Source organism: Sphingopyxis yananensis (genome assembly GCF_020687785.1).
In the GTDB taxonomy this organism is placed as follows: domain Bacteria; phylum Pseudomonadota; class Alphaproteobacteria; order Sphingomonadales; family Sphingomonadaceae; genus Sphingopyxis; species Sphingopyxis yananensis.
Map to the genome: position 1 here is coordinate 771,825 of NZ_JAJEWI010000005.1, position 26,751 is coordinate 798,575.

A 26,751-nucleotide genomic window follows, 5' to 3' on the forward strand; every position below is an offset into this window, starting at 1 on the left:
TGAAGCAGTGGAAGGGAGGTGTCCCGACTGTTTATGGCTGAAAGCCATAGCAGCGTTGCACCAGCTTTGCGGGGTCCTCGATCCATGTGCGCAGGCTGCCGCGCATCAATTTCCCCACTTCTTTACCGTCTTTCACCACCGAGGCGGGGCGTCCGCCAGCACCGTTCATCGGGCTTTTTTCCGATGAGATGGAGCCATAGGGGCCATTGATATTCCACAGGCCATTGCCCGCTGTTCGGCTGCCATAGGGGCCGGTCTTGTTTAACACACTGTCAGGCCGCGATGCGGGGCTGAGGCTTCCCAGAAATGTGCCGTCTGATGCCAAAATATGGGCATTGGAGACAGTGTTGCATTCTAGGAATTTGTGCCGGGCGCTCGCTTGGCTGGACATTGTCATGGCCAAAACCATGCCGCCTAAAGATATTTTGGTCGCCCATCCGCTGATTGAAATGGCGCTGGATGCACGGCGGCCCGATCCTGTCATATTCCCACTCCCACTTATTTTACTTTATTATTTGCGCCGACCTATGTTGGTCGGTCGCAAATCTTGGGGCAGGACCATGATGGTCGCAAGGCTTAATTGCCCTGACGGCGGGCCATAAACGCCAGCTTTTCAAACAGCATGACGTCTTGCTCATTCTTTAGCAAAGCGCCATGCAGCGGCGGAATAGCTTTGCTGACGTCGCGGTTTTGCAATATTTCCAAAGGCATAGCTTCGTTGAGAAGCAATTTTAGCCAATCAATTAATTCGCTGGTCGACGGCTTTTTCTTGAGGCCCGGTACATCGCGCACGTCATAGAAAATATCGAGCGCACGGCTGACTAAGGTTTTTTGAATGCCGGGGAAATGCACTTCGACGATTTCAGCCATCGTGTCACGGTCGGGGAATTTGATATAATGGAAAAAGCAGCGGCGCAAAAAGGCGTCCGGCAATTCTTTTTCATTGTTCGACGTGATGACGACAATCGGACGCTCGGCAGCGGTGATGGTTTCGTCGGTTTCATAGACGTGGAAGGCCATACGGTCGAGTTCCTGAAGCAAGTCGTTCGGGAATTCGATGTCCGCTTTGTCGATTTCGTCGATCAAAAGGACGGGCAATTTGGGGGCGGTAAAGGCTTCCCATAATTTGCCTTTGCGGATGTAGTTGCGGATGTCATGGACGCGCTCTTCGCCCAATTGGCCGTCGCGTAGGCGGGCCACCGCATCATATTCATACAGGCCTTGCTGGGCCTTGGTGGTGGATTTGATGTTCCATGTGATCAGCGGGGCGTCAAAGGCTTTGGAGATTTCCTCGGCCAGCACGGTTTTGCCAGTTCCCGGTTCGCCCTTGATGAGCAAAGGGCGGCGCAGCATGGTTGCCGCGTTGACCGCGACCTTGAGATCTTCTGTCGCAATATAGTTGCTGGTTCCACTAAACCGCATGAACGCGCGCCTTTCCCTTAACGTGAACGTCAATTTGACTTTGGGCATAGCGAGCGGATTTGGCCTGCGCAAGCCCATGTCGGCATTCGCTGGCGAAGGACAAGGGATACTATGTGGGCGATGCTGCCGTGAAGGGGCGTGCGGACAAGAAAGTTTGGCGTTTAATATCCGCTAGCATCGCGCGCGGCGGTGCGAACGGCCAGCAAGTCCCACAAACTGCGATGCTGGAGCAGCAATTGATCGGCGCCAAACATCATCGCCCGTTCAATGGCGGGGTTCGCCGCTGCTTCTTCGGCGGTGCGGGCCGTCAGGCGCAAATCGGGCAGGCTACATTCAACCGGTTTCAGGTCCAGCTTGTCAGCACTAAGGTCCATCAGCACGCGGATAGTCCGCCATTCGAGCATCAAGGTGATGGACGCGCCCAAGGCGCAACCGCGCCGTTCCGATTGGGCCAGCATGTCGAGTGCGCGGCATTGGGCGTTGACGGCGGCTTCGGATCGGGCTTGGCCAGGGGTGCTGGGCACCGGGCCAAGGGCGGAGGCCATTTGCAGCAACAAACGGCGTTCTTGGGTGAAAGCCTCAGAGGCTTCGGTCATCCAGCGGCTGGACAAGGGTTCGGCGTTGATGCGGGCTGCATGGTCGATAATGGCCGGGAAGCGGCCATGAAGAATACATAGGAAATGAACGGCGTCGGCCAGATTGCGCATGGCATTGGGACCGCGATTCATACAGCCGCTGAGGATATGTGCGTGCGCCCCTGTGCCATGACGCGCGACGGCGTTGTCCAGACGTTCGGATATGCTGTCTTCGCATGGCTGAACTAGGGGCTGGTGACTCAACTTTGCTTCCTCTTTGCGGCCCTGAGAGCGCATGGTGCGCCTATGGCGCGTCCGGCTCATTCCTCATGGCTTATAAGATGGGAGCGTAAACAGCAGGTTTATGATCGGGGGCGCGGTGGATGAAATTTCGCGCAATAGTGTCCCGCACTGGGGCGGAATGACTGATTTTGGTTAAGTTACGAAAAATTATGGAAATAAATTTTGCTCAAAGCGGATGGAGCAGAGCGGTTCGGCCGATGATTGGCCGTAAGGGTTTATGCTGATTCGGACGCTGCTGTAGGAGTGGCGGGGCAGCGCCCGTTTTCGATGTTATGATGATGTCGGCGTTTAGGCCGCCAGCCGCAGGTCGCTGTCTGCGGGAAGGGGGCTGGGCTGTACGGCCTCTGCTTGTTCGGCGGAGGTGCTGGGCGCGGGGAATAGCTTGCGCGAGGCAAAGACGATCAAACCCAAAAAGGCGTAAATGGCAAAGGTCAGCTTGGGAAAGAAGAATAGCGCCGGCAGAAAGGCAAGGCGCAACCACAAAGGGTTGAAGCCAAGATCCTGACCCAAGCCTTCGCAGATACCGAACAGCGTGTCGTCACGTGTAAAAAGATTGCCGGGGAGAGCCATCTTGCTTGTCCTTATCACTGCGGCGTCCGGCCGCTGGGGTTGGTTCGTGTCACCGAAGGGTGATGCAAATCAGATTAAGCAAAGCGCGTGCCAAATTCGTCAGATCGCGAAAAACCCTATTTTTTGGGGATGCTTTTTTCGAGATATTGCCGGATGCGGCGAAGTATTTGCTGAATATTGGGTCATTTTCCCACCAATTGGTTTTTGGATAATGGGCCCGATTCGTGATTTGGTCCCTATGATGTTTGTTTACACTGGCGTCAATAGTGCGATGATGATGAATATTTCATGACGAAAAAAGGGCGCCTGTTGCGACAGACGCCCTTTGCTTTTCGATATATTGTTATTTCAACAGCTTTGCCCCATTTCTTGGCGTGATGCCAAGCGGCGGGTTCATTATTGGTCGAGGAAGCTGCGCATTTTGCGGCTGCGCGATGGGTGCTTCAGCTTGCGCAGCGCCTTGGCCTCGATCTGACGAATACGTTCGCGGGTCACGCTGAACTGTTGGCCCACTTCTTCAAGCGTATGGTCGGTGTTCATGCCGATACCAAAGCGCATACGCAGCACACGTTCTTCGCGCGGCGTCAGGCTGGCGAGAACGCGGGTCACGGTTTCCTTGAGGTTCGACTGAACGGCGGCATCCACAGGGATGATGGCGTTTTTGTCTTCGATGAAGTCGCCGAGGTGGCTGTCTTCTTCGTCGCCGATGGGGGTTTCGAGGCTGATCGGTTCCTTGGCGATTTTCATCACCTTGCGGACCTTTTCCAGCGGCATGGACAGACGTTCTGCCATTTCCTCAGGCGTTGGTTCGCGGCCCGATTCGTGCAGGAATTGACGGCTGCAGCGCACCAGCTTGTTGATCGTCTCGATCATATGCACCGGAATACGGATGGTGCGCGCCTGATCGGCGATGGAGCGGGTGATGGCCTGACGAATCCACCATGTCGCATAGGTGCTGAATTTATAACCACGGCGATATTCAAACTTATCCACAGCCTTCATCAGGCCGATATTGCCTTCTTGAATCAGGTCGAGGAATTGCAGGCCGCGATTGGTATATTTTTTGGCGATGGAAATGACGAGGCGCAGATTGGCTTCGACCATTTCCTTTTTGGCGATGCGCGCTTCGCGTTCGCCCTTTTGCACCATGTTCACGACACGGCGAAATTCCGGCAGGCTCATGCCGGCAGCTTGGGAGATTTCATTTACTTCCAAGCGGATGCGTTCGACTGTGGCGCCTTCATTTTCAGCAAAGGCTGCCCATTTTTTGTCGATTTTGCCAACCGCATCCAGCCAATTTTCTTCGAGTTCGCGGCCAACATAATTATCGAGGAAGCTTTTGCGTTGCACCTTGTGGCGTTCCGCTAGGCGCAGCATTTGACCGCCCAGCGCCGTGAGGCGGCGGTTATAGCTGTAAAGCTGGTCGACCAAAAATTCGATCTTGGTGCCGTGGAATTGCACGCTTTCGACCTGCGTGGTCAATTCTTCGCGCAGCTTGTGATATTTCTTTTCGGACGCCGCAGGAAATTCGCCGCCGTTGGACAAGGCGTCAAGACGGGCGTTTTGCAGCTTGGAGAAAGCCTTGAAGCTGGCGGTGATGTTGGCGAATTTTTCCAGCGCGTCGGGTTTCAGCAATTCTTCCATCGCGGCGAGTGAGAGGGTGTTATCTTCCTCTTCCTCTTCAAAGCCTTCGCCCTTGGAGCTATTGCCTTCGCCATCTTCGCCGGAGGACTCTTCGCTGCTATCGTCGTCATCGTCCTTGAACGTGACGCCAGCGGTTTTCTCGCTGATTTCGCCGTCTGCGCCTTCTTCGTCTTCCATATTTTCGGGAGCCGGGTCTTTGACCAGCATGGCTTCCAAATCGACGATTTCGCGCAGCTGCATTTCGCCATTGTTCAGCGCGTTCGACCAGTCGATGATCGCGTTAAACGTCAGCGGGCTTTCGCATAGGCCCAAAATCATGGTGTCGCGACCAGCTTCGATGCGCTTGGCAATGGCGATTTCGCCTTCGCGCGACAGCAATTCCACCGCGCCCATTTCGCGCAGATACATGCGAACCGGATCGTCCGTGCGATCGACGGTTTCTTTTTTCTTTTCAATGGCAGGGGCCGACAGGCTGCCCGAGGTGTTGACCAGATCGGCGTCGTCATCGCCGCCCGATTCCTGTTCGGCTTCTTCTTGGACATCTTCGTCGCTTTCGACGATGTTGATGCCCATATCGGAAATAGCCGACATAATATCTTCGATTTGTTCCGAAGACATTTGGTCCTGAGGTAAAGCTTCATTCAGTTCGTCATAAGTCAGATAGCCGCGCTTTTTGCCACGGGCGATCAGCTTTTTGACGTCCGCTTCATTCAGGTCGATCAGCGGTGCATCTGTGTCGGCTTCGGTGTTGCTTGCCATTCGTTCGTCATTCCTGCCTTTGGGGCGAAATAGAGTTTCACATCGGGCCATTCTCGGAGAGGGCGGCCAGACGGCGGGTTAATTCTTCGTCCATCGCGCGAAGCTTTTGCTGTCGCTCTAGGCCTGCCTCGTCCATCGTGCGTTGAAAATCTGCGGTGGCCCTCGCCAGCCTTTCGCGAATTTCCGGTTGGGTAACCAACACGCCGATATATTCTTCGAGATCACGCAGCGCGGTTTCCCGTGCTGGCGTTCCCTCTGTTTCTGTTTGTGGACAAAGCGGCCGTGTGAATGAAAAGCGCATTCCATCGGCCCGAAGCAATGTCGTTGCCCTATTATACACTTTCATTGACCCCAATATGGCAAGCAACCGCTCGGTATCAAGCCCTTCTTCGCTGTTTGCGATGTCAAGCATGTGGCCAAGCAAGATTGCGTCATCAGAATCGGGGATGGACAGGCGCGATAAGGCGTCCTCATTGCGGCGCAAAGCCGCAGGATGCCGTAGCAAGCCTGCCAAAAGCGCGGCGGCATATTGGTTCGCAATGCCGACGCGGCTGATGCGGTGGGTTTCTTGGACGGGCGGCTGAAAACGCGGATCGGGGACGAATTTTTTACCGCCGCGCCGCGCATTACCGCCTGTCCATGGCTGGGACGCCGCCCGTTCGGGACGTTTGCGGGCGAAATATTCATCGAGTCGCGCGCGAAAAGCCTCGCGGTAATGGTGACGGACATCGGGGTCTTGGATGGTGTCGGCATGACTCAATAAACGCGCTTTTAGGGCGGCGCGTTCCTCGGGCGTCGATAATGATCCAGCGGCGACCTCGTGCGACCAGAGTTTGTCCACCAAAGGCTGGGCCTCACCGAGCAAAGCATTGAGGCCATCGGGGCCCTTGGCACGGACCAAATCGTCGGGATCTTGGCCTTGGGGCAGGGTGGCAAAGGCCAAGCTATGGCCGGGTTGCAGCATCGGCAGGGCGCGCATGGCGGCGCGCATCGCGGCCTTTTGCCCCGCACCATCGCCATCAAAGCATAGGATGGGCACCGATACCATGCGCCACAACATGGTGATTTGCTGTTCCGTCAGCGCTGTGCCGAGCGGTGCAACGGCGTCATGAATGCCGGCTTCGGCCAGCGCGATAACGTCCATATAGCCTTCGACGACAATCACGCGGTTCGTCTGGCGCGAGGCCGGACTGGCCTTGTCCAGATTGAATAAGGTGCGGCCCTTGTCGAACAAGGGCGTGTCGGGGGAGTTGAGATATTTGGGTTCGCCGTCGCCCAAGATGCGCCCACCAAAGGCAATGACGCGGCCACGCGCATCGCGAATGGGGATCATCAGCCGGCCACGGAAGCGGTCATAAGGATCTTTGTGGTCAACCGCGATCAGCATTCCCGCTTCGACCAGCATCGGTGTGGGGAATTTGGACAGTGCTTCTTTTAGCGCCGTGCGATTGTCGGGGGCGAGGCCAAAACCAAAAGCCTGGGCCGTGCGTTCCGAAATGCCGCGCCGCGCCAGATAATTGCGGGCACTGGTGCCGCTGCCGATATTTAATTGGTGGGTGAACCAGTCTGCGGCGGCTTGTACGACATCGCGCAGGCTGGCTTGTTCTTCGGCCTTTTTGGCGGCGCGGGGGTCGGGGGCAGGGACGTCCATGCCAGCTTCGCCGGCCAATTCCTTGACCGCGTCCATAAAGCCCAGCCCGCGATGTTCGGTCATCCAGCGGATGGCATCGCCATGCGCGCCGCAGCCAAAGCAGTGATAAAAACCTTTTTCATCATTGATCGTGAAGCTGGGCGATTTTTCGTGATGGAAGGGGCAGCAAGCCTTATATTCGCGGCCCGCGCGCGTCACCTTGACCGTGCGTCCCACCAAGGACGACAAAGTGATACGGGACCGTAATTCGTCCAGCCATTGGGGGGTCAGCGCCATAATCGCTCTCTTAGCCCCAGCGGGCCGGTAAAGTCGAGGGAGGAGAAAAGCGGGTCAGCAAGGGGCGCGGTGGGTGCAACGGAGGTGGCCCACGAAAAAGGGCGACGAAAGCAGCCTGTGCCGCCCATCGCCGCCCTATTGCCTGTTTTTATGGGGTTTAGCTGAGCGCGGCTTTCACCCAGCCGCTAGCCTTGCTCATGTCCAAAACCGTGCCGTGCCGTTCTTTGACGGTGGCCATGACGCGGCCCATATCTTTGACGCTGGTGGCGCCGATTTCGTCCACAATGGCCTTGATGGCGGCTGTGGCTTCGGCTTCGCTGAGCTGGGTCGGCAGAAATTCTTCGATCACCACCACTTCGGCGGATTCAATCGCCGCCAATTCTGGGCGGCCGCCGTCATTATACATGGTGATGGATTCGCGGCGCTGCTTGACCATTTTTTGCAAAACGTCGGTAACCAGCACATCATCATCTGCGGGCGCGGTGCCGGTGCGCAGTTCAATGTCGCGTTCCTGAATTTTGGCCAGCATCAGGCGAATGGTGGCCAGCCGAGACTTTTCGCCGGCTTTCATGGCGGCAATTTGCGCAGCCTTGATGTTATCGCGAATCATGCGTGTCCCTATTCGCTGCAATTTCGGAAAAAATCTTTCTAGCGGGAAAATTTTTAATTCGATAGATTGTGAATCAAATTTTTCCGGCATAACTGATCGGCCGTTTAGCCCCCCGAACCGGAGCATTGCTTAATGGCACCAGCCAACCCATCTGCCGCGCCCGCAACCCCGCCAAAAGGCGCCACTGCGGTTCTTATTCTTGCCGACGGCACCATATTGTGGGGCGTCGGATTTGGCGCTGCTGGTGCTGGTGTTGGCGAAATTTGCTTTAATACGTCGATGACCGGATATCAGGAAATTCTGACCGACCCCAGCTATGCGGGGCAAATCATCACCTTTACCTTCCCCCATATCGGCAATGTCGGTGTGAATAGCGAAGATATGGAACGCGACCGGCGCGGCGGTATTGGCTGTATCACACGCGAAATGCCAACCATGCCCAGCAATTTCCGCAGCGAACAGACGCTGCCGGAATGGATGACGGCGCAAGGGTTGATCGGCATTTCGGGCATTGATACCCGCGCCCTGACCCGCCGTATCCGCGATGCGGGCGCGCCCAATGGCGTGATTGCCCACAGCCCCGATGGCATTTTTGATCTGGACGAATTGCTGGCCAAGGCGCGCGGCTGGAGCGGGCTGGAAGGTTCGGATTTGGCCAAAGACGTGTCGCGCCACGATGTGGGCACATGGACAGGCGGCATCTGGACCTTGGGCGAAGGCTATGCGGACAGCGACGCGGCGGGCCGCCCCCATGTGGTGGCGATGGATTTCGGTGGTAAGCACAGCATTTTCCGCGCCTTGGTGGACGCCGGAGCGCGGGTGACCGTGGTGCCAGCCAAAACGCCTTTGGCCGATATTTTGGCGCTGGAACCGGCGGGCGTCTTCTTGTCCAATGGTCCAGGCGATCCGGCGGCAACGGGCGAATATGCGGTTCCCGTCATTCAAGCCTTGTTGGATAAAGACGTGCCGATCTTTGGCATTTGTTTGGGCCACCAATTGCTGGCACTGGCCGCAGGGGCACAGACAATCAAAATGCATCAAGGGCATCGCGGGGCGAACCATCCGGTTCAGCGCGCAGAAGATGGCAAGGTGGAAATCACTAGCATGAACCACGGCTTTGCGGTGGATGCCGCAACCCTGCCCAGCGGCGTGGTGGAAACGCACAAAAGCTTGTTTGACGGCAGCAATTGCGGCCTAGCCTTTACCAACAAAAAGGCATTTAGTGTGCAATATCACCCCGAAGCCCGCCCCGGTCCGCAGGATAGTTTTTACCTGTTTGAACGCTTTGTTAGCGACCTGACGGCCTAAGATATTTCGGCCGCTGGCCCTTGATGGGGGCAGCGGCCTGACCGACGTAACGCCCCATTGCCCCCATCTTGTTGGTCCAGCATTGGACCCCGCCAGCAAGATCATCGCCAAAGAAGAAACGCTCATGCCGAAAAGAACCGACATTCAATCCATCCTCGTTATTGGCGCTGGCCCGATCGTGATCGGTCAGGCGTGCGAGTTTGACTATAGCGGCACTCAGGCGATTAAGGCGCTGAAGGAAGAGGGCTATCGCATCGTGCTGGTCAACAGCAACCCTGCGACCATCATGACCGACCCCGATTTGGCGGATGCGACCTATGTCGAGCCGATCACGCCGGAAATCGTCGCCAAGATCATTGAAAAGGAACGCCCCGATGCGGTGTTGCCAACGATGGGCGGGCAAACGGCGCTGAACACGGCGTTGGCGCTGGCGCAGGATGGCACTTTGGCGAAATTTGGCGTGGAAATGATTGGCGCGGACGCCGAAGCCATTGATAAGGCCGAGGATCGCCTGAAATTCCGCAATGCGATGGACAAAATTGGGCTGGAAAGTGCGCGTTCGGGCGTGGCGCACACATTGGAAGAAGCCTTTGAAGTTTTGGAGCGCACGGGCCTGCCGTCGATCATTCGTCCTAGCTTCACCTTGGGCGGCACGGGCGGCGGTATTGCGTATAACCGCGAAGAATTTGAACATATTGTGCGCGGCGGCCTGACCGCTTCGCCGACCAACGAAGTCTTGATCGAAGAATCATTGCTGGGTTGGAAAGAATTTGAAATGGAAGTGGTGCGGGACCGCAAGGACAATTGCATCATCATCTGTTCGATTGAAAATGTCGATCCGATGGGCGTGCATACCGGCGACAGCATCACTGTTGCGCCTGCACTGACCCTGACCGACAAAGAATATCAGATCATGCGTAACGCCAGCATCGCGGTGCTGCGTGAAATTGGCGTCGAAACCGGCGGTTCCAACGTGCAATTTGCGGTGAATCCCAAGGATGGCCGCTTGATCGTCATCGAAATGAACCCGCGCGTGTCGCGTTCGTCGGCGCTGGCATCCAAGGCAACGGGCTTCCCCATTGCCAAGGTCGCGGCCAAGCTGGCGGTGGGTTATACGCTGGACGAAATCGTCAACGACATTACGGGCGTGACCCCTGCGTCGTTTGAACCAACGATTGACTATGTTGTCACCAAAATCCCGCGCTTTGCCTTTGAAAAATTCAAGGGTTCGGAAGCCACTTTGTCCACCGCGATGAAGTCGGTGGGCGAAGTGATGGCGATTGGCCGTAACATTCATGAATCGATGCAAAAGGCGCTGCGCGGTCTGGAAACCGGCCTGTCGGGCTTTAATGTTGTCGACCGCTTGGTCGGCGCGAGCCATGATCAGCTCCGCAGCGAATTGGCCCAGCGTACGCCGGACCGTTTGCTGAACACCGCGCAGGCCATTCGCGAAGGCTTGCCCTTGGCCGACATCAACCGCGTGGCGGGTTATGACATGTGGTTCCTTGAGCGGATCAAGGAAATTGTCGACGCTGAAAATGAGGTGTTGGAAAATGGCCTGCCGCGCGATGCTGCTGGTTTGCGCCATTTGAAAGCCATGGGCTTTTCCGACAAGCGTTTGGCCTATTTGGCGCTGCAATCCGCGAACCTGCGCCCGGGAACCGACCGAGCCGCCGCACGCGGCAGCGGCATTTTGCACGATGCGATCAAGGCGATGACGGGCGCTGTCAGCGAAAAGGATGTCCGCGATTTGCGCCACAAATTGGGCGTGCGTCCGGTGTTCAAGACCATCGACACTTGCGCGGCGGAATTTGCGGCGAAAACGCCTTATCTTTATTCCACCTATGAAGCGCCAACCTTTGGTGAGCCGGAATGCGAAGCCAATCCGTCCGAGCGCAAAAAGGTGGTGATTTTGGGCGGTGGTCCGAACCGTATCGGGCAGGGCATTGAGTTTGACTATTGCTGCTGCCACGCTTGCTTTGCGCTGGAAGATGCAGGCTATGAAACCATCATGGTCAATTGTAACCCAGAAACGGTTTCGACCGACTATGACACGTCGGACCGCCTCTATTTCGAACCCTTGACCACCGAAGATGTTCTGGAAATTTTGGCTGTTGAACAGTCGAAGGGCACGCTGGCGGGTGTCATCGTGCAATTTGGCGGTCAAACCCCGTTGAAATTGGCGAGTGATTTGGAAGCCGCTGGTATCCCGATCCTCGGCACGTCGCCCGACGCGATTGACTTGGCCGAAGACCGCGAGCGTTTCGCGGCGCTGATCAACAAATTGGGCCTGAAGCAGCCCGAAAATGGTATTGCCCGCAGCCGCGAAGAAGCAGTCGCGGTGGCGGCGCGCATTGGCTATCCGGTGCTGACACGCCCCAGCTATGTTTTGGGTGGCCGCGCGATGGAAATCGTCGATGACGAAGCGCAGCTCAACAATTATATCGAAACGGCGGTGCAGGTTTCGGGCAGTTCGCCCGTGTTGATCGACCGTTATTTGCGCGACGCGATTGAGGTGGACGTGGACGCCTTGTGCGACGGCGACGATGTGGTTGTGGCTGGTGTGTTGCAGCATATCGAAGAAGCGGGCATCCACTCGGGTGACAGCGCTTGTTCCATCCCGCCCTATAGTTTGCCTGCCGAGGTTGTGGCCGAAATTGAACGCCAGACCGACGCACTGGCCCGCGCTTTGCAGGTTCGCGGCCTGATGAACGTGCAATATGCGGTAAAGGACGGCGAGGTTTACCTGATTGAAGTGAACCCACGCGCCAGCCGTACCGTGCCTTTCGTTGCCAAGGCTGTCGGCTCGCCCATCGCCAAGATTGCGGCGCGCGTGATGGCGGGTGAGAAATTGAAGGATCTGCCGAAGATCAACCGTGACATTGACCATGTGGCGGTGAAGGAAGCGGTATTCCCCTTTGCGCGTTTCCCCGGCACCGACCCTGTGTTGTCGCCAGAAATGAAGTCGACCGGCGAAGTCATGGGCATTGATAGCAATTTCAATATTGCCTTTGCCAAGGCGCAATTGGGTGCGGGTGATCGCTTGCCCACCGAAGGGCGCTTGTTCGTGTCGGTGAAGGACAGCGACAAACCGCGCATCGTGGAACCCGTACGTGATTTGCTCGCGATGGGTTGGAAGGTTGTCGCCACGGGCGGCACCGCCGATTATCTGATCAAGGCGGGGCTGGATGTCGAGCGCGTCAACAAGGTAGCAGAAGGTCGTCCTCATATCGTTGACCGGATTAAGGACGGCGATATCCAGTTGATTTTCAACACCACCGAGGGTTGGCAGAGCCATCAGGACAGCGCATCAATCCGTGCTTCGGCGCTGACAGCGGATCTGGCCTATTACACCACAGCGGCGGGCAGCGTGGCTGCCGCAGCGGCAATTGGTGCCCTTCGCGCTCGCTCTCTTGAAGTTAAGCCGCTTCAAGACTATTATTGAGGTTCGCTTATAATCCCGACATCGCCGGCACATATGGCGCAGCCGACCGGCGGTGGACGCGGATAACAGGGTATACACGAAGGACGAGTGAAGAATGGCAAGCGTTGAAAAAGTGCCGATGCTGGCGGAAGGCTATGAAAAGCTGACGACGCAATTGGCGGCTTTGAAAGCAGAACGTCCTTTGATCGTTGATGCGATCGAAGAAGCACGCGCGCATGGCGATCTGTCCGAAAATGCTGAATATCACGCGGCCAAAGAACGTCAGGGGCAGGTGGAAGCCACCATTGGCGACTTGGAAGACAAGCTGGCGCGCGCACAGGTGATCGACCCAACAACCCTGTCGGGGGATCGGATCGTTTTCGGAGCCACGGTGACGTTGGAAGACGAAAATGAAAAGCCTGTGCGTTATCAGATTGTTGGTCATGCCGAAGCGGATGCGAAGGCTGGCAGGATCAGCTATAATTCGCCGCTGGGCCGTGCGCTGATCAGCCGCAAGCTGGACGATGAAATCGAAGTGACGGTTCCGTCGGGTGACAAATATTATTTGGTCACCAAAATTGAATTCATCTGATTTTCGAAAGAGATAAAGCATGAGGACGCAGACGGCCCCGCTCATCAGCGGCTTTGCCGCCGCTTGCGTCCTTTTGCATTTTGGGCTGGTGCTGACGGGGCTGCATAATGCCGCCATTGTCGGCGCTGGTTTCATTCCGGCCCGTTTTTCTGGGGCCGTGGCTCCGCCCGATTTGTGGATGCTGCCCGCGATATTGACGCCCATTAGTTCGGCCTTTTTGCATGGCGGGGCGATGCATTTATTCTTTAATATGTTGATCCTGATTTTCCTTGGCCGCCAATTGGAGGCACCCTTGGGGGCCAAAGCGATGGCGGCGATCTTGCTGGCGGGGATGTTGGGCGGCGCGTTGATGCAATATGTGGCATCACCGATGGACATGATGCCGATGATCGGCGCCAGCGGTTCGATATCGTCGCTGATCGCGGTCTATGCCTTGATCTTTAGCCAAAGCAAGACGCCGGCCATTGGCCCCATTCCCGGCCATATTGTGCGTGCTTTGTGGCTGGCGGCGGCATGGATTGGCCTGCAACTGCTAATTGGCTTGGCGGGCGGCGGCATGGGTAATATTGCCATTTGGGCGCATGTCGGTGGCTTTGTTGCCGGATTGTTGATGGCGCGGCCTTTGCTGCGCTGGCGCTTTCGCGCGGGGCGTTAGGGTCAAGACCTAGTCATTTGGGCGTCCCGTAGGGATTTGACAGATAGGCTCGATGGCTTCGTCGCCAATCCCTAAAATATTTAAGCGGCGCGGTTCATTGCAACAGCATGTGGTGGTTTGCCCAGCGGCGTACGATATAGCTGCTTGGCCTCACTTAATCGCTGTTAAAAGAGCATGTTTTGACGCAATCATGATATGATTGTTTCGGAAATTTATCATGTGCGTTTTTATATTGTGTGTGGACTGCGTGTGTTGGGCCTATACATTTACTCTGCCCCCGCTAATCCATGACATCCACGCAATATAAAAGCAGGATGGACATGCAAATCAGCCTTGATAGGCCAGCCGAAGGCGCATGGCGCATGGTTGGTCTCGCCTTCGCAGCACAGAATTTCGCTATTGGGCTTGGGATCGGTTCTTTTGGGGTCTTGGTCCTCGCGATTGAGCAGCAATATGCGACATCGCGTACTTTGGCGTCGCTTGGTGCCTCGTTGGTGCTGGTGGCCTTTGGTGTCTTTGCGCCCGCCGCGACACGCTTGATTGAACGTTTCTCCATCCGTTCGACGATGATCTTCGGGGTCGTTCTGGGTTCTTTGGGATATGCCGCGCTGGCGGTGGCCCCGAATATATGGTGGTTCCTGACGGCCTATTTGCTGCTTGTTGGGCCGGGCGTGCTGTTCGCGGGCAATTTTCCGGGCAGTATTTTGATCAGTAACTGGTTTCCCGGAACGAAAGGGCGGGCCATTGGCATTATGATGATACCGCTTGGCGTCATGCTGGTGCCATTGGCCTGTACACCCATATTGGAAACATATGGCCTGCAAGCCGTGTTTTGGGCCATGGCGGCGGTCAATTTGTTGATGCTGCCGCTGTTGCTGTTCGTAAAAGATCGGCCCTTTTATCCTGCTGGATATGCCGACCAATATACGGCGAGCGACGAAGCAAATGATGGGCATGGCGGGGTGCTGCTCAGTTCCGGTCAGCTTTTGCGCCGCGCTGATTTTTGGTTGATGGTGATTGGTATCGGTGTGCTGAACGGCAGCGGGATGATCAAAATTTCGCATCTGGTCGCCCTGACGGCGGAGCGTGGCTTGTCATTGGCCGATGCGACCATGTTGTTGGCGGTGTCGGGCGGCGCAGGGGCCGTGGGATCGATGATGTTCGGTTGGCTGGCGGATCGTGTTGGCGGCTTGCGTTCGTTGATCGTCAACGGGCTGGTGCAGGCGGGGACGTGGGTCATTTTCCTTTTTGACCCCAATATGCCGGTATTGATTGCCGATGCCATTGTGATGGGTATGGCCGGTGCGGGTGTTTATGCTGCCATGGTGGTGGCCTTCACGGATGTGTTTGATGCGTCGAATTTGGCGAAAGTCATGGGCGTGTCGGGCGTGTTTGTGGTGATTCCCAATTTCTTGTCACCGCCGGTTGCTGGTTTGCTGCGGGACATGTCCGGAAGTTACACGATGGTCTTGGTGGCCGCGAGTGCGGCCTGCCTTGTGTCAGTAGCCTGTATGGCCGCATCGCTGGCTTATCGGGCACCAGTGCAACCCGCCGCCGTTTAGTGTGCTGAGCAGAACGATGCTGCGCGGGGGCAGGGCGTGCTGGGTTGGGCGGGATCGAGCCGATTAGCCGATTAGCCGATGAGGCCCGCGCCCAGCAGCATCAGGACGCGTACGTCAACGCCTGCGCCTTCGGCGCGCTTTCGGGACAGGAAATGGGGGACATCATCCAGTTTGACGCGGTGGACCATGATGTCCTCGCCCCCGACCCCGCCGCCGTCACCGACTTTGGTGAGATATTTGGCGACGAACAGCGAAAAGCCTTCGCTGACCATACCGGGGGAGGAATAATATTGGCCCGCATCTTCCCACAAATTGGCGATATAGCCGGTTTCTTCCTCTAATTCGCGACGTGCCGCGTCAAAGGCCGCTTCGCCAACCATTTCGTCGCCCACAAGGCCTGCGGGCAGTTCGATGCAATTTTTGCCCAAGGGCACGCGATATTGTTCGACCAAAATGACGTGACGGCCATCCTCCCCATCATCCAGCGGCAGGATGACGGCGGCATGGACCCCGCCTGGGCGCGAGACATATTCCCAGCTTCCCTTGGTTTTGACAGCGATATACCGCCCTTGCCATGGGGTTTCGACGGGGGCGTCTGGTGCTGGACGAGTCATGGTCTGGTCCTTGGGGAGAGGGGATGGATGGTCGGGGTCAGAGTTCGATCAAACGATCCGGCAATTCATTGGGATTATCGTCGTCTTGGGGGAAGTGCTGGGCCAGCACGATGCCCATTTGGCGCACGGCTTCGGCCATACCTTTACCAGCTTCGTTGCGCCGGACATGGTCGATCAAGGCGGCCATGGCATCGCCCCATATGGCGGGGTCTACTTTGTTGGCGATTTCGCTGTCCGCGACAATGTCGGCGCGATGTTCATTCAGGCTGACGAACAGCAAGACGCCGGTGCGGCCCATGGTCTTGCCCTCTGCGCCAACGCGGAACAGGTTAATCGCCTTGGCACGGACGCGGGCCGCGCGGATGCTGCGCGGGGTGAGGAACAGGCGCAAGGGACGCCACAGCATGGCTGCCCATGCGGCAATCCAGATGAGGACGCCCGCTGCGATGACCAGCCCCAGCCATTGGTTGGGCGTCAGGCCATGACCCCAGCCACCGATGATCCGGTCATAAAGGCCCTGCGTGCATTCGGGGAATAGCGCGAACAGCGACATGCCGACAAAGCTGATGATGCTGGCCCAGACCAAGGCGATATCGTCATATCCGTCGGACTGGCGGGCCAAGACGGTGACGATTTCGCCGCTGGTATGGCGTTCCGCCAAGGCCACCGCATCGCTGACCAGTTGGTGGTCCGCTGCGCTGACATGCAGGGGTGGGTGATAAGCCATCAGATATTTTTCCTTACCAACCGCCCGACGCGCCGCCGCCGCCGAAGCTGCCGCCGCCGCCCATAAAGCCGCCCAAGTCAAAACCGCCGCCGCCGCTGCTGCCGCCCCAACCGCCGCCGCCGCCAGATGGGAAGATGATGATCGGCATACCCATGCCGCCGCTGCGATCATCATCGTCATCGTCGCGGCGCTGGCTGCCCCATGGTTGTTTGCGGCGATGCTTTTTACCGGATTTGCGCGATACCAAGGCGGGGATGACAAAGAAGATAAAGACGATGAACAAGATGAAGAACAGCCCGCCCATATTGCCGCTTTCGCCGCGTTTCTGTTCGGCATTGGCGGCCGCCGCAGCGCGGGCGGCGGCTTCTTCGGGGGGCAGGGTGATTTGCTCGGCGATGGCGTTAACGCCCGCATCAATGCCGCCCGCAAAATCATTTTCGCGAAAGCGCGGGGCGACCAGATCGCGGATGATGCGGCCAGACAGGGCGTCCGTCAGCACGGGCTCCAGCCCCATGCCGACCGAAATATTCATGCGCTTCTCGTTCGGCGCGATCAAAAAGACCACGCCGTCATTGCGTTGTTTATCGCCGATGCCCCATTCGCGGCCCAGACGATAAGCATAGTCGGAAATTTCGCGCCCTTGCAGGTCGGCGATGGTGGCGACCACCAATTGCCGCCCTGAATCGCTTTCAAGCTGGGCTAGCTTTTGGTTTAGGGCCGTTTCTTGGGCGTCGGGGATGATATTGGCCTGATCGACCACACGTCCCGTCAGTTTGGGAAAGTCCTGCGCCAGTACAGGCGAAGCCGTGAGCGACAGCAAAGCCAAGGACAATGCGGCCGCCAAGGGACGGAAAAGGGCGCGAAGGGTCACAATTATTGGCCGAAATCAACCTTGGGTGCGACATTCGCATTGGGGGTGACGGCGCGATATGGGGTCATCGGGCTGGCACCATGAATGATCTTGGCACCGATGATGTCGGGGAAGGTGCGGATGGTGGTGTTATAATCTTGAACCGATTTGTTATAATCTTGGATCGAGATATTGATACGGTTTTCCGTGCCTTCCAATTGCGTCATCAAATCGGCGAAACGCGCTTGGCTTTTCAGGTCGGGATATTGTTCGACCGTCATCAACAAACGGCCCAGCGAGCCGGAAACCGCGCCTTGGGCTTGTTGGAACTGTTGAACCTTGGCCGGATCGCTCAGGTCATCCGCCGATAATTTCACCTGCGTGGCTTGGGCGCGGGCTTCGATCACGCCTTGCAGGGTCGATTGCTCGATCTTGGCGGCACCCTTGGCGGTTTCGACCAAATTGGGGATCAAGTCGGCGCGGCGCTGATAGGCGGCCTCGACATTGGCCCATTGCATTTTGGCGGCCTCTTCCTTGGTGGGCACGCTGTTGATGCCACAAGCGGACAGCGACATGGCGGCGACGGGCAGGATCATCCAACGGGCGGAACGCAGAGCCATAAGCGGGTAAACTCCCTTAGCGCGGCAATATGCCGTGCGGTGATATGTGTCGCGGCGCAAAGCCGCACGCTTTGGTGCATCGCGGCCGAAAACCACGCGCATTGGGTAATAATATAGTGGGGGCCTTGCGCGGCTGCAATGATTGCCGCACATAAAAGCGCGTATGTCGCCCATCCAACTTGGGCAAAAGAGGTGTTTTATGCTGAAAGATTTCAAAGCCTTCTTGAACCAAGGCAATGTCATGGGCTTGGCCGTTGGTGTGATTATCGGCGGGGCCTTTGGTAAAATTGTGTCGTCGCTGACCGACGATGTGTTGATGCCCTTCATCGGCTTTGTTACGGGCGGCGGTGTTGATTTTTCCAATCAATATCTGGTGCTTAGTGGCGGTGACAAGGTGGCAGACGGAATGACCTTGGCGGCGGCTAAGGCGGCTGGTGCCAATATTATGGCGCTAGGCAGCTTTGTGACCGCTGTGATCAATTTTGTGCTGTTGGCCTTTGTGGTGTTTTTGTTGGTGCGTCAGGCATCCAAGCTGATCAAGCCCGCCGAAGAAGCCCCTGCTGGTCCGACCGAAGTTGAAATTTTGGCTGAAATTCGCGACGAACTGCGCCGGAAATAAGGGCTATTTGGTCCGCTATGCGGGCTGGCTGAACCCATTATTTCCGCCCTTTTCACCGCGATAGGTGTAAAAATATGCAAAATAGGCCGCCCGCGCTCTTCCCTTGCGCGGGCGGCTTTCCTATATAGGTCGTGCTGGCTTGCCAGCTATGATGATAAACTGTGCCGTGGAATAGACACAGCGGACCCGGGGGCGGTACCCGGCGGCTCCACCACAAACTCGCAAAGCCTTGGGCGATGCGGGCTTCTGAAGGGGCCGAACTAGGATCGACGTGTGTTCAAAGACGGTGTTTTCATTCGGGCTGAGTAACCCGTTCAAGGCTCAAAACTATAAGTGCTAACGATAACGACGCACTCGCTCTCGCAGCGTAATCAATAAAGCCTCACGGCCTAAGATTATACTAAAAGAACGCGGTTTGGACCGAACCGGGCAACAGAATCGGAGACCAGCGGCTGGGGACGAGCCGGGCAACAGAATCGTCCCACCTTTCCTACATAGCTAGATTTCTGGACCGACTTTATAATGTGCTTGGTCGTTACAGCGTGACCGGCCCTTGGTGTGCATGGCCGCAATGGCTGTGATCGGCCAATGCATCGATCACGCGGCAGTCACCAGCCAAACCGCCACGGCAGCGCCCGACGATGCGCGACAATTCGTCGCGTAGCCCGCTGAGCTGGGCGATTTTGCGTTCCACTTGTTCCAAATGGCGGGATGCGATGAGGTCGGCTTCGCTACAATCGCGGTCGGGGTGGTCCGACAGGTCCAGCAGCGAGCGAATTTCATCAATGGTGAAGCCCAAATCACGGCTGTGGCGAACAAAGGCCAAGCGCGACCGGTGGCTTTCGTCATAGCTGCGATAGCCTGCGTCGGTGCGCGCGGGGTGGGGCAGTAGACCAATGCGTTCATAATAGCGGATGGTTTCGACATTGGTGTCTGTCGCCGCGGAGAGTTGACCAATTTTCATGATGTCATCTTTCGGGGCCTCTTGTTCCTAGCTCTTTTGGGACTTGACCCTGTAGTTGCTACAGGGTGCATATGGGGTGCCGAAGTGAAATGAAAAGGAGCTTTGGTGATGGCTGATTCGTGCTGCGCCAGCAAATCGGGAACAACCGCGCTGAACAACCCGCGCTGGCGGCGCATTTTGTGGTTTGCGCTGGTCATCAACGCCGCGATGTTTTTGGTGGAGATTGTCGCTGGCGTGTCCGCCGACAGCCGCGCGCTCCAAGCCGATGCGCTCGATTTTCTAGGCGATTCGGCCAATTATGCGATCAGCTTGGGCGTAGCGTCCATGGCCTTGGCATGGCGGGCGCGGGCCGCTTTGTTGAAGGCAGCGACCATGTTGCTGTTCGGCCTGTATGTGCTGGCATCGGCGATTTACGGCTTTGCCACAGGGGCTGCGCCGCAAGCCGAGACAATGGGCTTGATTGGCGCCTTGGCCTTTGTCGCCAATATGTTGGTGGCGGTGATGCTGTATAAATATCGCACGGGGGATGCGAATATGCGGTCGGTGTGGATTTGTTCGCGCAACGACGCCTTGGGCAATTTGGCGGTGATCGCGGCGGCCTTTGGTGTGTTTGGCACGGGGCAGGCTTGGCCGGATTTGATCGTCGCCACTATTATGGCGAGCCTTGCCATTTGGGGCGGCGCACAGGTCATCCGGCAGGCCCGCGGGGAGTTGGGCGAAGAGGCGCTGGCGGCCAGTAGCTCGCACTCCCACTAAAAATCCTATGGCGCGGGCCGCTTAATTGCGGCCCGCGACCAAGCCCTTGGCGATGACTTGCGCCTGAATTTCCGCCGCGCCTTCAAAGATGTTGAGGATGCGGGCGTCGCATAAAATGCGGCTGATTTCATATTCCATCGCATAGCCATTGCCGCCGTGAATTTGCACGGCGGCATCGGCATTGGACCATGCGGTTCGCGCGCCCAGCAATTTGGCCATGCCCGCTTCGATGTCACAGCGTTTACCGCCATCCTTGGCGCGGGCGGCCATATAGCTGAGTTCGCGGGCCATGACATAATCGACCAAAGACATAGCGATTTTGTCGGACACGCGGGGGAAGTGAAGGATGGCTTGGCCGAATTGCTTGCGCGTTTTGGCGTAATCAAGGCCGAGTTCCAGCGCGCGGCGGGCGACGCCCACGGCGCGGGCGGCGGTTTGAATGCGGGCCCCCTCGAACGTTCGCATAAGCTGTTTGAAACCTTGACCTTCTTCGCCGCCTAGCAGGGCGGTTTCAGGGGAGGTCAGGCCGTCAAATTGCAGCGCATATTCGCGCATACCGCGATAGCCCAGCACCTCGATCTCGCTGCCCGTCAGGCCGGTGTCGGGGAAGGGCATTTCTTCGCTGCCCCGTGATTTGGGGACAAGGAACATCGACAGGCCAGCATAGCCCTTGGCGTCCGGCAGGCTGCGGGCCAGCAAAGTCATGAGGTCGGACCGTGCGGCGTGGGTGATCCAATTTTTCGCGCCGTCAATTTGCCAGCCAGCATTGGTGCGGCGCGCACGGGTTTGCAGGCTGCCAAGGTCCGAACCGACGTCGGGTTCGGTGAAGACGGCGGTGGGCAATATTTCCCCGCTGGCGATGCGGGGCAGCCATTCGGCCTTTTGTGCTTCGGTGCCGCCCATACCGATGAGTTCGCCCGCAATTTCGGACCGCGTGCCCAGCGACCCAGCGCCAATCCAGCCGCGCGACAATTCTTCGGTGACGATGCACATCACCAGCTTGCCAAGGCCAAGGCCGCCATATTCTTCGTCAATGCAGACGCCAAAGGTGCCAAGGTCGGCCATGGCCGCCACGGTGGCGTCGGGGATCAGCGCATTGTCCAAATGCCATTGGTGGGCGTGGGGGATGATCGCATCATCGGTGAAGCGGCGATATTGGTCGCGGATGGCGTCCAAATCGCTGTCGTGCAATGTTTCGCTGGGCCATTGGCCGTCGGCAAGGGCCAAGGCCAGACGGGCGCGAAGTTCGGCAAGGTCGGAGTCTAGAAAATCGCGGACCTCTGTAGCCAAGGTCCGCGCCGCCGCGCTAACGCCCAAATCGGCGGGACGAAAGATTTCATTTTGGCCCATCGGCAAGCCGCCGACCAATTGGGCCAAAGTTTCCGCAAAGCCCAATGTCACCACATCATGGTTGATGACATTGGGGCTGCCCTCAGCCTCGTTGGTCGTGGCCCAGTGCAGCAGGCTTTCCAAGGCGGCGACACTGGTGGCAGCCCATGCGAAACCATGGGCCGCGCGTTGGTCCTGATCCACTTTGCGAGCGGATAGGCGCTGGGTGAGGGCAGCCTGTGCGGTGGACAAATAGTTTTGCGCGCTCACCAACGCCTGTGCAGCGGCGGTCAGGTCCAACATCTGCGTCATGCCGTTTATCCTGCTGCGTTAAATTCGCGCAGCATATGCTTGGCGATTTGCAGCTGCAATATTTGCGTCGTGCCTTCGTAAATGCGGTAAATGCGGCTGTCGCGGAAGAAGCGTTCGGCGTCATATTCCGCCAAATAGCCAGCGCCGCCATAGATTTGGACACAGGCGTCCGCGACGCGGCCGCACATTTCGGATGCAAAAACCTTGAAGGCGGCTGCCTTGCGCAGGACATTTTCACCAGCATCGGCGCGGGCCACGACGTCGGCCATCATGCATTCGGCGGCGTAAATATCGATTTCGCTTTGCGCGAGCATTTGCTGGATCAATTGGAAATTGGCGATGGGTTCGCCAAAGGCCTTGCGTTCATTGGCATAGCGAAGGGCGCTGTCCAAGGCGCGGCGGGCATAGCCAGTGGCGGCGGCGCCAACCGACATGCGACCGTTATCCAAGCTCATCATCGCATATTTGAAGCCCTTGCCGACTTCGCCGCCCAGTAAGGCGTCATCGCCAACAAAAACATCGTCCATGATGATGTCGGCGATATGGCTGCCGGATTGGCCCATTTTCTTGTCGGATTTGCCAATGCTGACCCCAGCCGCGTCCAACGGCACGATGAAGGCGGAGACATGGGCGTTTTTCGGTAAATTCTCTTTGTCGGTGCGGGCCATAATCAGGCCGACTTTGGCGAAGGGCGCGTTGGTGATATAGCGTTTTGTGCCGGTGATTTTCCATCCATTGTCAACCTTGACGGCCATGGTTTGCAGGCCCGCGCTGTCGGAGCCCGAGCCAGGTTCGGTGAGGCCAAAGGCGGCGATTTCGCCAGATGCGACGCGGGGTAGCCATTCGGCCTTTTGCGCATCGGTGCCGCCATTTTTCAGTCCGGAGCAGAACATGCCGATATTGATCGAGATGATCGAACGAAAGGCTGGCATGGCATAGCTGAGCGTGTGGATGGTCTTGATATATTGCGAGACATTCATGCCCGCGCCGCCAAATTCCTCGGGCATCGTCAGGCCGAACAGGCCCATATCCCGCATTTCGTTCAAGATATCGTCGGGGATCAGGTCGGTTTCGACGATGGTCTTTTCGGTGGGCAACAGGCGTTCGCGCACATAGCGTTGCAGTTGGTCGATAAACTGGTCGAAAACATCGGCATCCATGCCCTGCGCCGCTTGGGTCATCATCATCATCCTATGCTTAAGAGATGTGGCACGGCCATGGTCTGTGTGGATCATGGCCGTGCTGGCATCCCGCTCCCTACACTTATGGGAATGGGCATAGGCCAGTGAAGGGCGATGTTTCAACGCTGGGAAAGCATCTTTCACAATTGTGAAAGATGCTCATTTTATTTTAGGATGCGGGCTAGCGGTTGCGTAGGATGACCATGTTGCGAATTTCGGTCATATCTTCGATCGCGAAGCGCACCCCTTCGCGGCCCAAGCCGCTATCTTTCACGCCGCCATAGGGCATATTGTCGACACGGAAGGATGACACATCGTTAATCACCACGCCGCCGACATCCAGATCATCCCACGCATTCAATGCCTTGTGAATGTCGTTGGTGAATAGGCCCGCTTGCAGGCCATATTTGCTGTTGTTGACTTGTTCGATCGCATCATCCCATTCGGTGAATTTTGAGAGAATGGCCAAAGGACCAAAGGCTTCCTCGCGATAGGCGTCTTGGTCGGGCGCGACATTTTCCAGCAAGGTGGCGTCCAGCATCGCGCCCTTTCGGGTGCCGCCAGCCAGCAACCGCGCGCCATTGGCAAGGGCGCTGTTAATCCATCCTTCCAAGCGTTTGGCTTCATTTTCGGAGATCATCGGACCGATGAACGTATTGCGGTCATGCGGGTCGCCCGCCACCAATGTCTGGGTTTTGGCGACCAGCATGGCGCGGAATTTGTCGTAAATATCGGCGTGGATGATGATGCGTTGAACGCCGATGCAGCTTTGACCGGATTGGTAGAAGGCCCCAAAAATAATCCGGTCCAAGGCATGATCAAGGTCGGCGTCTTTGTCGACGACCACGGCGGCGTTGCCACCCAGTTCCAGCACCAACTTCTTTTTGCCCGCTTTGGCCTTGAGGTCCCAGCCCACAGCGGGGGAGCCGGTGAAGGACAATAGTTTCAAGCGGTCGTCGGTGGTGAATAAATCGGCACCATCGCGGCTGGCGGGCAGGATGGAGAAAGCGCCGAGCGGCAGAATGTCGCATTCGGCCAATATTTCCCCGATAATCAGGGCACCCAGCGGTGTTTTGCTGGCCGGTTTCATCACAAAGGGACAGCCCGCTGCGATGGCGGGGGCGATTTTATGGGCGGCGAGGTTCAGCGGAAAGTTAAAGGGCGAAATGAAGCTGCACGGGCCGATAGGCACGCGTTTCCACATGCCCATATAAGCGCGGGAGCGTGGCGATATGTCCAGCGGTTGCACCTCGCCATAAATGCGCGGCGCTTCTTCGGCGGCGATGCGGAAGGTGTCGATCAACCGGCTGACCTCCCCCTCGCTGTCCTTAATGGGTTTGCCAGCCTCGACACACAAGGCATAGGCTAGTTCGTCGGCGCGGGCTTGAAAACGCGTCACGCAATGGTTGAGCACGGCTTGGCGTTCATAGCTGGCGAGGCGGGCCATGGCGGGGGCGGCGCGCACGGCGCCCGCGATGCCCGCGTCGATGATGTCGGGCGTGGCCAAGGCGGTGTGAAAGGCGATTTCGCCGCTATATTTGTCCGTCACCGCCAAATCTTGATTGGGCTGTTCGGCTTTATTGTTCAAATATAGTGGATAGACGGATTTTAAGGACATGACAGATGCTCCCGCCCCAAGGGGATGAGGGTGTGGATTATAGGTTTTTCGACAGGGTTTTGATGTCGATGTTCAAAATCTGGTCGTTCTCGCTATAATCGACGGGCACCTCGATGAGGTGGACACCCTTAGAAGCGCCTGTTTCCGCCAATAGTTGCTTGAGATGTTCGGCGCTGGTCACGCGGTGCCCGTGCGCGCCATAGCTTTCGGCATATTTGACGAAATCGGGGTTGCCATAGGACAGGCCCCAATCCTGAAAGCCCATATTGGCCTGTTTCCAGCGGATCATGCCATAGCTATTGTCGTTCAAAATCAGGATGGTCAGGTTCAGGCCAAGGCGCACCGCCGTTTCCATTTCCTGACTGTTCATCATAAAGCCGCCGTCGCCGCAAATCGCCATGACCCGCCGTTCGGGATATAGCATGGCGGACATCATCGCCGACGGCAGGCCCGCACCCATGGTAGCCAAGGCATTGTCCAGCAACACCGTATTGGGGCGGTAAGCGGTATAGCCGCGTGCAAACCAGATTTTATAAATGCCGTTGTCCAAGCAAATAATGCCGTCCTCTGGCATCACATCACGGACGGCCCGCACCAAATAGGGTGGAAAAATGGGGAAACGCGCATCTTGTTCCAAGGGGGTGGTATGGTCGACCTCTGCCTGTCGGAAGGCCAGCATATGGTCGAATTTCCACCCGCCATTGGGCACAATATCTTGCTTGATTTGCCACATGGCGTTGGCGATATCGCCGATCACCTCAATATGTGGGAAATAAACAGGGTCCACCTCGGCTGTGCGGGTGGAGATATGGATGACCGTTGGCCCTGCGTCCATGTCGGGGGTCTTTTGACGCATGAAAAATGGTGGTTTTTCGATCACATCATGGCCGATGTTAATGATGCAGTCCGACGCTTCGACCGCGCGGTGGACGAAATCGCCGGAGGATAGGGCTGCACAGCCCAAGAATTTGGGGTGACGTTCATCGACCACGCCTTTGCCCAATTGGGTGGTGAGGAAGGGGATGCCCGTTTTTTCAATAAACTGCATCAGCATCCGGCTGGTCATACTGCGGTTTGCGCCGGCCCCGATGACCAGAACGGGGGATTTCGCCTGTTCGATTTGCGTGACCGCGGCGCGCACCGATTTCGCGTCGGCGGTCGGGCGGCGGACCTGACTGGGCGTCAACGGCACGCTGTCGGTTTGTTCGTCCGCAATATCTTCGGGCAATTCAATATGGGTGGCCCCCGGCTTTTCTTCTTCGGCCAAGCGGATGGCTTCGCGTACGCGGCTGGGGATATTGTCGCTGCTGGCCATTTGATGGGTGAATTTGGTGATCGGTCCCATCATGCGGACCACGTCCAAGATTTGGAATCGTCCTTGTTTCGATTTTTTAATCGGTTTTTGGCCGGTGATCATCAGCATCGGCATACCGCCCAATTGGGCATAAGCGGCGGCGGTGACGAAATTGGTGGCACCCGGCCCCAAGGTGGCCAAACATACGCCCGTCTTGCCGGTGTGACGACCATAGGTGGCGGCCATGAAGCCCGCGCCCTGTTCGTGACGCGTGAGGATCAGCTTGATTTGTTTGGACCGAGACAGGCTGTCCAGAAAGTCGAGATTTTCTTCGCCAGGCACGCCGAAAATATATTCGACGCCTTCTTGTTCCAGACATTGAATGAACAGATCGGATGCTTTGGTCATATCGTAAATCTCCCCCTGCAACGCTGTGCGGCCAGCCCTGCTCGGTCTGAGGCTTGACCGTAATGCAGGGGGAGATTTTTACCAGATTAATATGGTGTCAGATTTAAC

General features: G+C 57.2%; 24 protein-coding genes and 1 other RNA gene. 9 read left to right on the forward strand and 16 right to left on the reverse strand.

What is annotated here, in order from left to right; all coding sequences use genetic code 11:
• Positions 1-31 precede the first annotated feature (31 nt).
• The 4 genes from LKO31_RS06165 to LKO31_RS06180 form a co-directional block, all read right to left on the reverse strand.
• On the reverse strand, positions 32-484 hold the full coding sequence (locus tag LKO31_RS06165; RefSeq protein ID WP_227689290.1) for a hypothetical protein: 453 nt from the start codon (positions 482-484) through the stop codon (positions 32-34).
• Positions 485-576: 92 nt separating this feature from the next.
• Positions 577-1,422 (reverse strand): AAA family ATPase, encoded by an 846-nt coding sequence (locus LKO31_RS06170; protein ID WP_227689291.1) that lies wholly within the window; start codon positions 1,420-1,422, stop codon positions 577-579.
• Between the two features lie 161 nt (positions 1,423-1,583).
• On the reverse strand, positions 1,584-2,261 hold the full coding sequence (locus LKO31_RS06175) for a DUF6975 family protein (protein WP_227689292.1): 678 nt from the start codon (positions 2,259-2,261) through the stop codon (positions 1,584-1,586).
• Between the two features lie 327 nt (positions 2,262-2,588).
• A complete protein-coding gene (locus LKO31_RS06180; protein WP_227689293.1) occupies positions 2,589-2,870 on the reverse strand; it encodes a PspC domain-containing protein in 282 nt (93 codons plus the stop codon).
• A 1-nt stretch (position 2,871) separates the two neighbouring features.
• Here LKO31_RS06180 and LKO31_RS06185 point away from each other — a divergent pair, with 1 nt between their 5' ends.
• A complete protein-coding gene (locus tag LKO31_RS06185) occupies positions 2,872-3,162 on the forward strand; it encodes a hypothetical protein (RefSeq protein ID WP_227689294.1) in 291 nt (96 codons plus the stop codon).
• 104 nt (positions 3,163-3,266) lie between these two features.
• Here LKO31_RS06185 and rpoD read toward each other — a convergent pair whose 3' ends face one another.
• From rpoD to LKO31_RS06200, 3 genes are all read right to left on the reverse strand, one after another.
• Positions 3,267-5,273 (reverse strand): RNA polymerase sigma factor RpoD, encoded by a 2,007-nt coding sequence (gene rpoD, locus LKO31_RS06190; protein WP_227689295.1) that lies wholly within the window; start codon positions 5,271-5,273, stop codon positions 3,267-3,269.
• A gap of 37 nt (positions 5,274-5,310) precedes the next feature.
• The gene (gene dnaG, locus LKO31_RS06195; protein WP_227689296.1) at positions 5,311-7,200 is read right to left on the reverse strand and encodes a DNA primase; all 1,890 of its coding nucleotides are present in this window, start codon (positions 7,198-7,200) and stop codon (positions 5,311-5,313) included.
• A gap of 157 nt (positions 7,201-7,357) precedes the next feature.
• Positions 7,358-7,810: a GatB/YqeY domain-containing protein gene (locus LKO31_RS06200; protein ID WP_227689297.1), complete on the reverse strand. Its 453-nt coding sequence runs from the start codon at positions 7,808-7,810 to the stop codon at positions 7,358-7,360.
• Between the two features lie 132 nt (positions 7,811-7,942).
• On the opposite strand from LKO31_RS06200, the gene carA reads away from it, so the two are divergent.
• The 5 genes from carA to LKO31_RS06225 all read left to right on the forward strand — a co-directional run bounded on the left by carA (position 7,943) and on the right by LKO31_RS06225 (position 15,351).
• Positions 7,943-9,118 (forward strand): glutamine-hydrolyzing carbamoyl-phosphate synthase small subunit, encoded by a 1,176-nt coding sequence (gene carA, locus LKO31_RS06205; RefSeq protein ID WP_227689298.1) that lies wholly within the window; start codon positions 7,943-7,945, stop codon positions 9,116-9,118.
• A gap of 124 nt (positions 9,119-9,242) precedes the next feature.
• Entirely contained in the window at positions 9,243-12,563 is a 3,321-nt protein-coding gene (carB, locus tag LKO31_RS06210; protein WP_227689299.1) for a carbamoyl-phosphate synthase large subunit, read from the forward strand.
• 94 nt (positions 12,564-12,657) lie between these two features.
• The gene (gene greA / locus LKO31_RS06215; RefSeq protein ID WP_227689300.1) at positions 12,658-13,134 is read left to right on the forward strand and encodes a transcription elongation factor GreA; all 477 of its coding nucleotides are present in this window, start codon (positions 12,658-12,660) and stop codon (positions 13,132-13,134) included.
• Positions 13,135-13,153: 19 nt separating this feature from the next.
• Entirely contained in the window at positions 13,154-13,789 is a 636-nt protein-coding gene (locus LKO31_RS06220) for a rhomboid family intramembrane serine protease (protein ID WP_227689301.1), read from the forward strand.
• 320 nt (positions 13,790-14,109) lie between these two features.
• Positions 14,110-15,351, forward strand: a complete 1,242-nt coding sequence (locus tag LKO31_RS06225) for an MFS transporter (protein ID WP_227689302.1) — start codon at positions 14,110-14,112, stop codon at positions 15,349-15,351.
• 71 nt (positions 15,352-15,422) lie between these two features.
• On the opposite strand, the gene LKO31_RS06230 is transcribed toward LKO31_RS06225, so the two are convergent.
• The 4 genes from LKO31_RS06230 to LKO31_RS06245 are packed head-to-tail and all read right to left on the reverse strand — an operon-like array spanning position 15,423 to position 18,162.
• Positions 15,423-15,965, reverse strand: a complete 543-nt coding sequence (locus LKO31_RS06230) for an NUDIX hydrolase (protein WP_227689303.1) — start codon at positions 15,963-15,965, stop codon at positions 15,423-15,425.
• Between the two features lie 37 nt (positions 15,966-16,002).
• The gene (locus LKO31_RS06235) at positions 16,003-16,692 is read right to left on the reverse strand and encodes a TPM domain-containing protein (RefSeq protein ID WP_227689607.1); all 690 of its coding nucleotides are present in this window, start codon (positions 16,690-16,692) and stop codon (positions 16,003-16,005) included.
• Positions 16,693-16,705: 13 nt separating this feature from the next.
• Positions 16,706-17,563, reverse strand: a complete 858-nt coding sequence (locus LKO31_RS06240; RefSeq protein ID WP_227689304.1) for a TPM domain-containing protein — start codon at positions 17,561-17,563, stop codon at positions 16,706-16,708.
• A gap of 2 nt (positions 17,564-17,565) precedes the next feature.
• Entirely contained in the window at positions 17,566-18,162 is a 597-nt protein-coding gene (locus LKO31_RS06245; protein ID WP_227689305.1) for a LemA family protein, read from the reverse strand.
• A 199-nt stretch (positions 18,163-18,361) separates the two neighbouring features.
• Here LKO31_RS06245 and mscL point away from each other — a divergent pair, with 199 nt between their 5' ends.
• Both mscL and ssrA read left to right on the forward strand, forming a co-directional pair.
• The gene (gene mscL, locus LKO31_RS06250) at positions 18,362-18,781 is read left to right on the forward strand and encodes a large conductance mechanosensitive channel protein MscL (protein WP_227689306.1); all 420 of its coding nucleotides are present in this window, start codon (positions 18,362-18,364) and stop codon (positions 18,779-18,781) included.
• A gap of 94 nt (positions 18,782-18,875) precedes the next feature.
• Positions 18,876-19,228: a transfer-messenger RNA gene (gene ssrA / locus LKO31_RS06255) on the forward strand.
• Positions 19,229-19,316: 88 nt separating this feature from the next.
• On the opposite strand, the gene LKO31_RS06260 is transcribed toward ssrA, so the two are convergent.
• Positions 19,317-19,745, reverse strand: a complete 429-nt coding sequence (locus tag LKO31_RS06260; RefSeq protein WP_227689307.1) for a MerR family transcriptional regulator — start codon at positions 19,743-19,745, stop codon at positions 19,317-19,319.
• 108 nt (positions 19,746-19,853) lie between these two features.
• Here LKO31_RS06260 and LKO31_RS06265 point away from each other — a divergent pair, with 108 nt between their 5' ends.
• A complete protein-coding gene (locus tag LKO31_RS06265; RefSeq protein WP_227689308.1) occupies positions 19,854-20,501 on the forward strand; it encodes a cation transporter in 648 nt (215 codons plus the stop codon).
• Positions 20,502-20,522: 21 nt separating this feature from the next.
• On the opposite strand, the gene LKO31_RS06270 is transcribed toward LKO31_RS06265, so the two are convergent.
• The 4 genes from LKO31_RS06270 to LKO31_RS06285 form a co-directional block, all read right to left on the reverse strand.
• Entirely contained in the window at positions 20,523-22,142 is a 1,620-nt protein-coding gene (locus LKO31_RS06270) for an acyl-CoA dehydrogenase family protein (RefSeq protein ID WP_407699246.1), read from the reverse strand.
• A gap of 5 nt (positions 22,143-22,147) precedes the next feature.
• Positions 22,148-23,332 (reverse strand): acyl-CoA dehydrogenase family protein, encoded by a 1,185-nt coding sequence (locus LKO31_RS06275; RefSeq protein ID WP_227689309.1) that lies wholly within the window; start codon positions 23,330-23,332, stop codon positions 22,148-22,150.
• Positions 23,333-23,504: 172 nt separating this feature from the next.
• A complete protein-coding gene (locus LKO31_RS06280; protein ID WP_227689310.1) occupies positions 23,505-24,941 on the reverse strand; it encodes an aldehyde dehydrogenase family protein in 1,437 nt (478 codons plus the stop codon).
• 37 nt (positions 24,942-24,978) lie between these two features.
• Positions 24,979-26,643, reverse strand: a complete 1,665-nt coding sequence (locus LKO31_RS06285; RefSeq protein WP_227689311.1) for an acetolactate synthase large subunit — start codon at positions 26,641-26,643, stop codon at positions 24,979-24,981.
• Positions 26,644-26,751: the final 108 nt, after the last annotated feature.

What these genes read in the sequence shown, in the direction of transcription:
- LKO31_RS06165 (WP_227689290.1), bottom strand. Translation starts at nt 484, where the DNA reads ATGACAGGATCGGGCCGCCGTGCATCCAGCGCCATTTCAATCAGCGGA.
- LKO31_RS06170 (WP_227689291.1), bottom strand. Translation starts at nt 1,422, where the DNA reads ATGCGGTTTAGTGGAACCAGCAACTATATTGCGACAGAAGATCTCAAG.
- LKO31_RS06180 (WP_227689293.1), bottom strand. Translation starts at nt 2,870, where the DNA reads ATGGCTCTCCCCGGCAATCTTTTTACACGTGACGACACGCTGTTCGGT.
- rpoD (WP_227689295.1), bottom strand. Translation starts at nt 5,273, where the DNA reads ATGGCAAGCAACACCGAAGCCGACACAGATGCACCGCTGATCGACCTG.
- dnaG (WP_227689296.1), bottom strand. Translation starts at nt 7,200, where the DNA reads ATGGCGCTGACCCCCCAATGGCTGGACGAATTACGGTCCCGTATCACT.
- LKO31_RS06200 (WP_227689297.1), bottom strand. Translation starts at nt 7,810, where the DNA reads ATGATTCGCGATAACATCAAGGCTGCGCAAATTGCCGCCATGAAAGCC.
- carA (WP_227689298.1), top strand. Translation starts at nt 7,943, where the DNA reads ATGGCACCAGCCAACCCATCTGCCGCGCCCGCAACCCCGCCAAAAGGC.
- carB (WP_227689299.1), top strand. Translation starts at nt 9,243, where the DNA reads ATGCCGAAAAGAACCGACATTCAATCCATCCTCGTTATTGGCGCTGGC.
- greA (WP_227689300.1), top strand. Translation starts at nt 12,658, where the DNA reads ATGGCAAGCGTTGAAAAAGTGCCGATGCTGGCGGAAGGCTATGAAAAG.
- LKO31_RS06220 (WP_227689301.1), top strand. Translation starts at nt 13,154, where the DNA reads ATGAGGACGCAGACGGCCCCGCTCATCAGCGGCTTTGCCGCCGCTTGC.
- LKO31_RS06225 (WP_227689302.1), top strand. Translation starts at nt 14,110, where the DNA reads ATGCAAATCAGCCTTGATAGGCCAGCCGAAGGCGCATGGCGCATGGTT.
- LKO31_RS06230 (WP_227689303.1), bottom strand. Translation starts at nt 15,965, where the DNA reads ATGACTCGTCCAGCACCAGACGCCCCCGTCGAAACCCCATGGCAAGGG.
- LKO31_RS06235 (WP_227689607.1), bottom strand. Translation starts at nt 16,692, where the DNA reads ATGGCTTATCACCCACCCCTGCATGTCAGCGCAGCGGACCACCAACTG.
- LKO31_RS06245 (WP_227689305.1), bottom strand. Translation starts at nt 18,162, where the DNA reads ATGGCTCTGCGTTCCGCCCGTTGGATGATCCTGCCCGTCGCCGCCATG.
- mscL (WP_227689306.1), top strand. Translation starts at nt 18,362, where the DNA reads ATGCTGAAAGATTTCAAAGCCTTCTTGAACCAAGGCAATGTCATGGGC.
- LKO31_RS06260 (WP_227689307.1), bottom strand. Translation starts at nt 19,745, where the DNA reads ATGAAAATTGGTCAACTCTCCGCGGCGACAGACACCAATGTCGAAACC.
- LKO31_RS06265 (WP_227689308.1), top strand. Translation starts at nt 19,854, where the DNA reads ATGGCTGATTCGTGCTGCGCCAGCAAATCGGGAACAACCGCGCTGAAC.
- LKO31_RS06270 (WP_407699246.1), bottom strand. Translation starts at nt 22,142, where the DNA reads ATGACGCAGATGTTGGACCTGACCGCCGCTGCACAGGCGTTGGTGAGC.
- LKO31_RS06275 (WP_227689309.1), bottom strand. Translation starts at nt 23,332, where the DNA reads ATGATGATGATGACCCAAGCGGCGCAGGGCATGGATGCCGATGTTTTC.
- LKO31_RS06280 (WP_227689310.1), bottom strand. Translation starts at nt 24,941, where the DNA reads ATGTCCTTAAAATCCGTCTATCCACTATATTTGAACAATAAAGCCGAA.
- LKO31_RS06285 (WP_227689311.1), bottom strand. Translation starts at nt 26,643, where the DNA reads ATGACCAAAGCATCCGATCTGTTCATTCAATGTCTGGAACAAGAAGGC.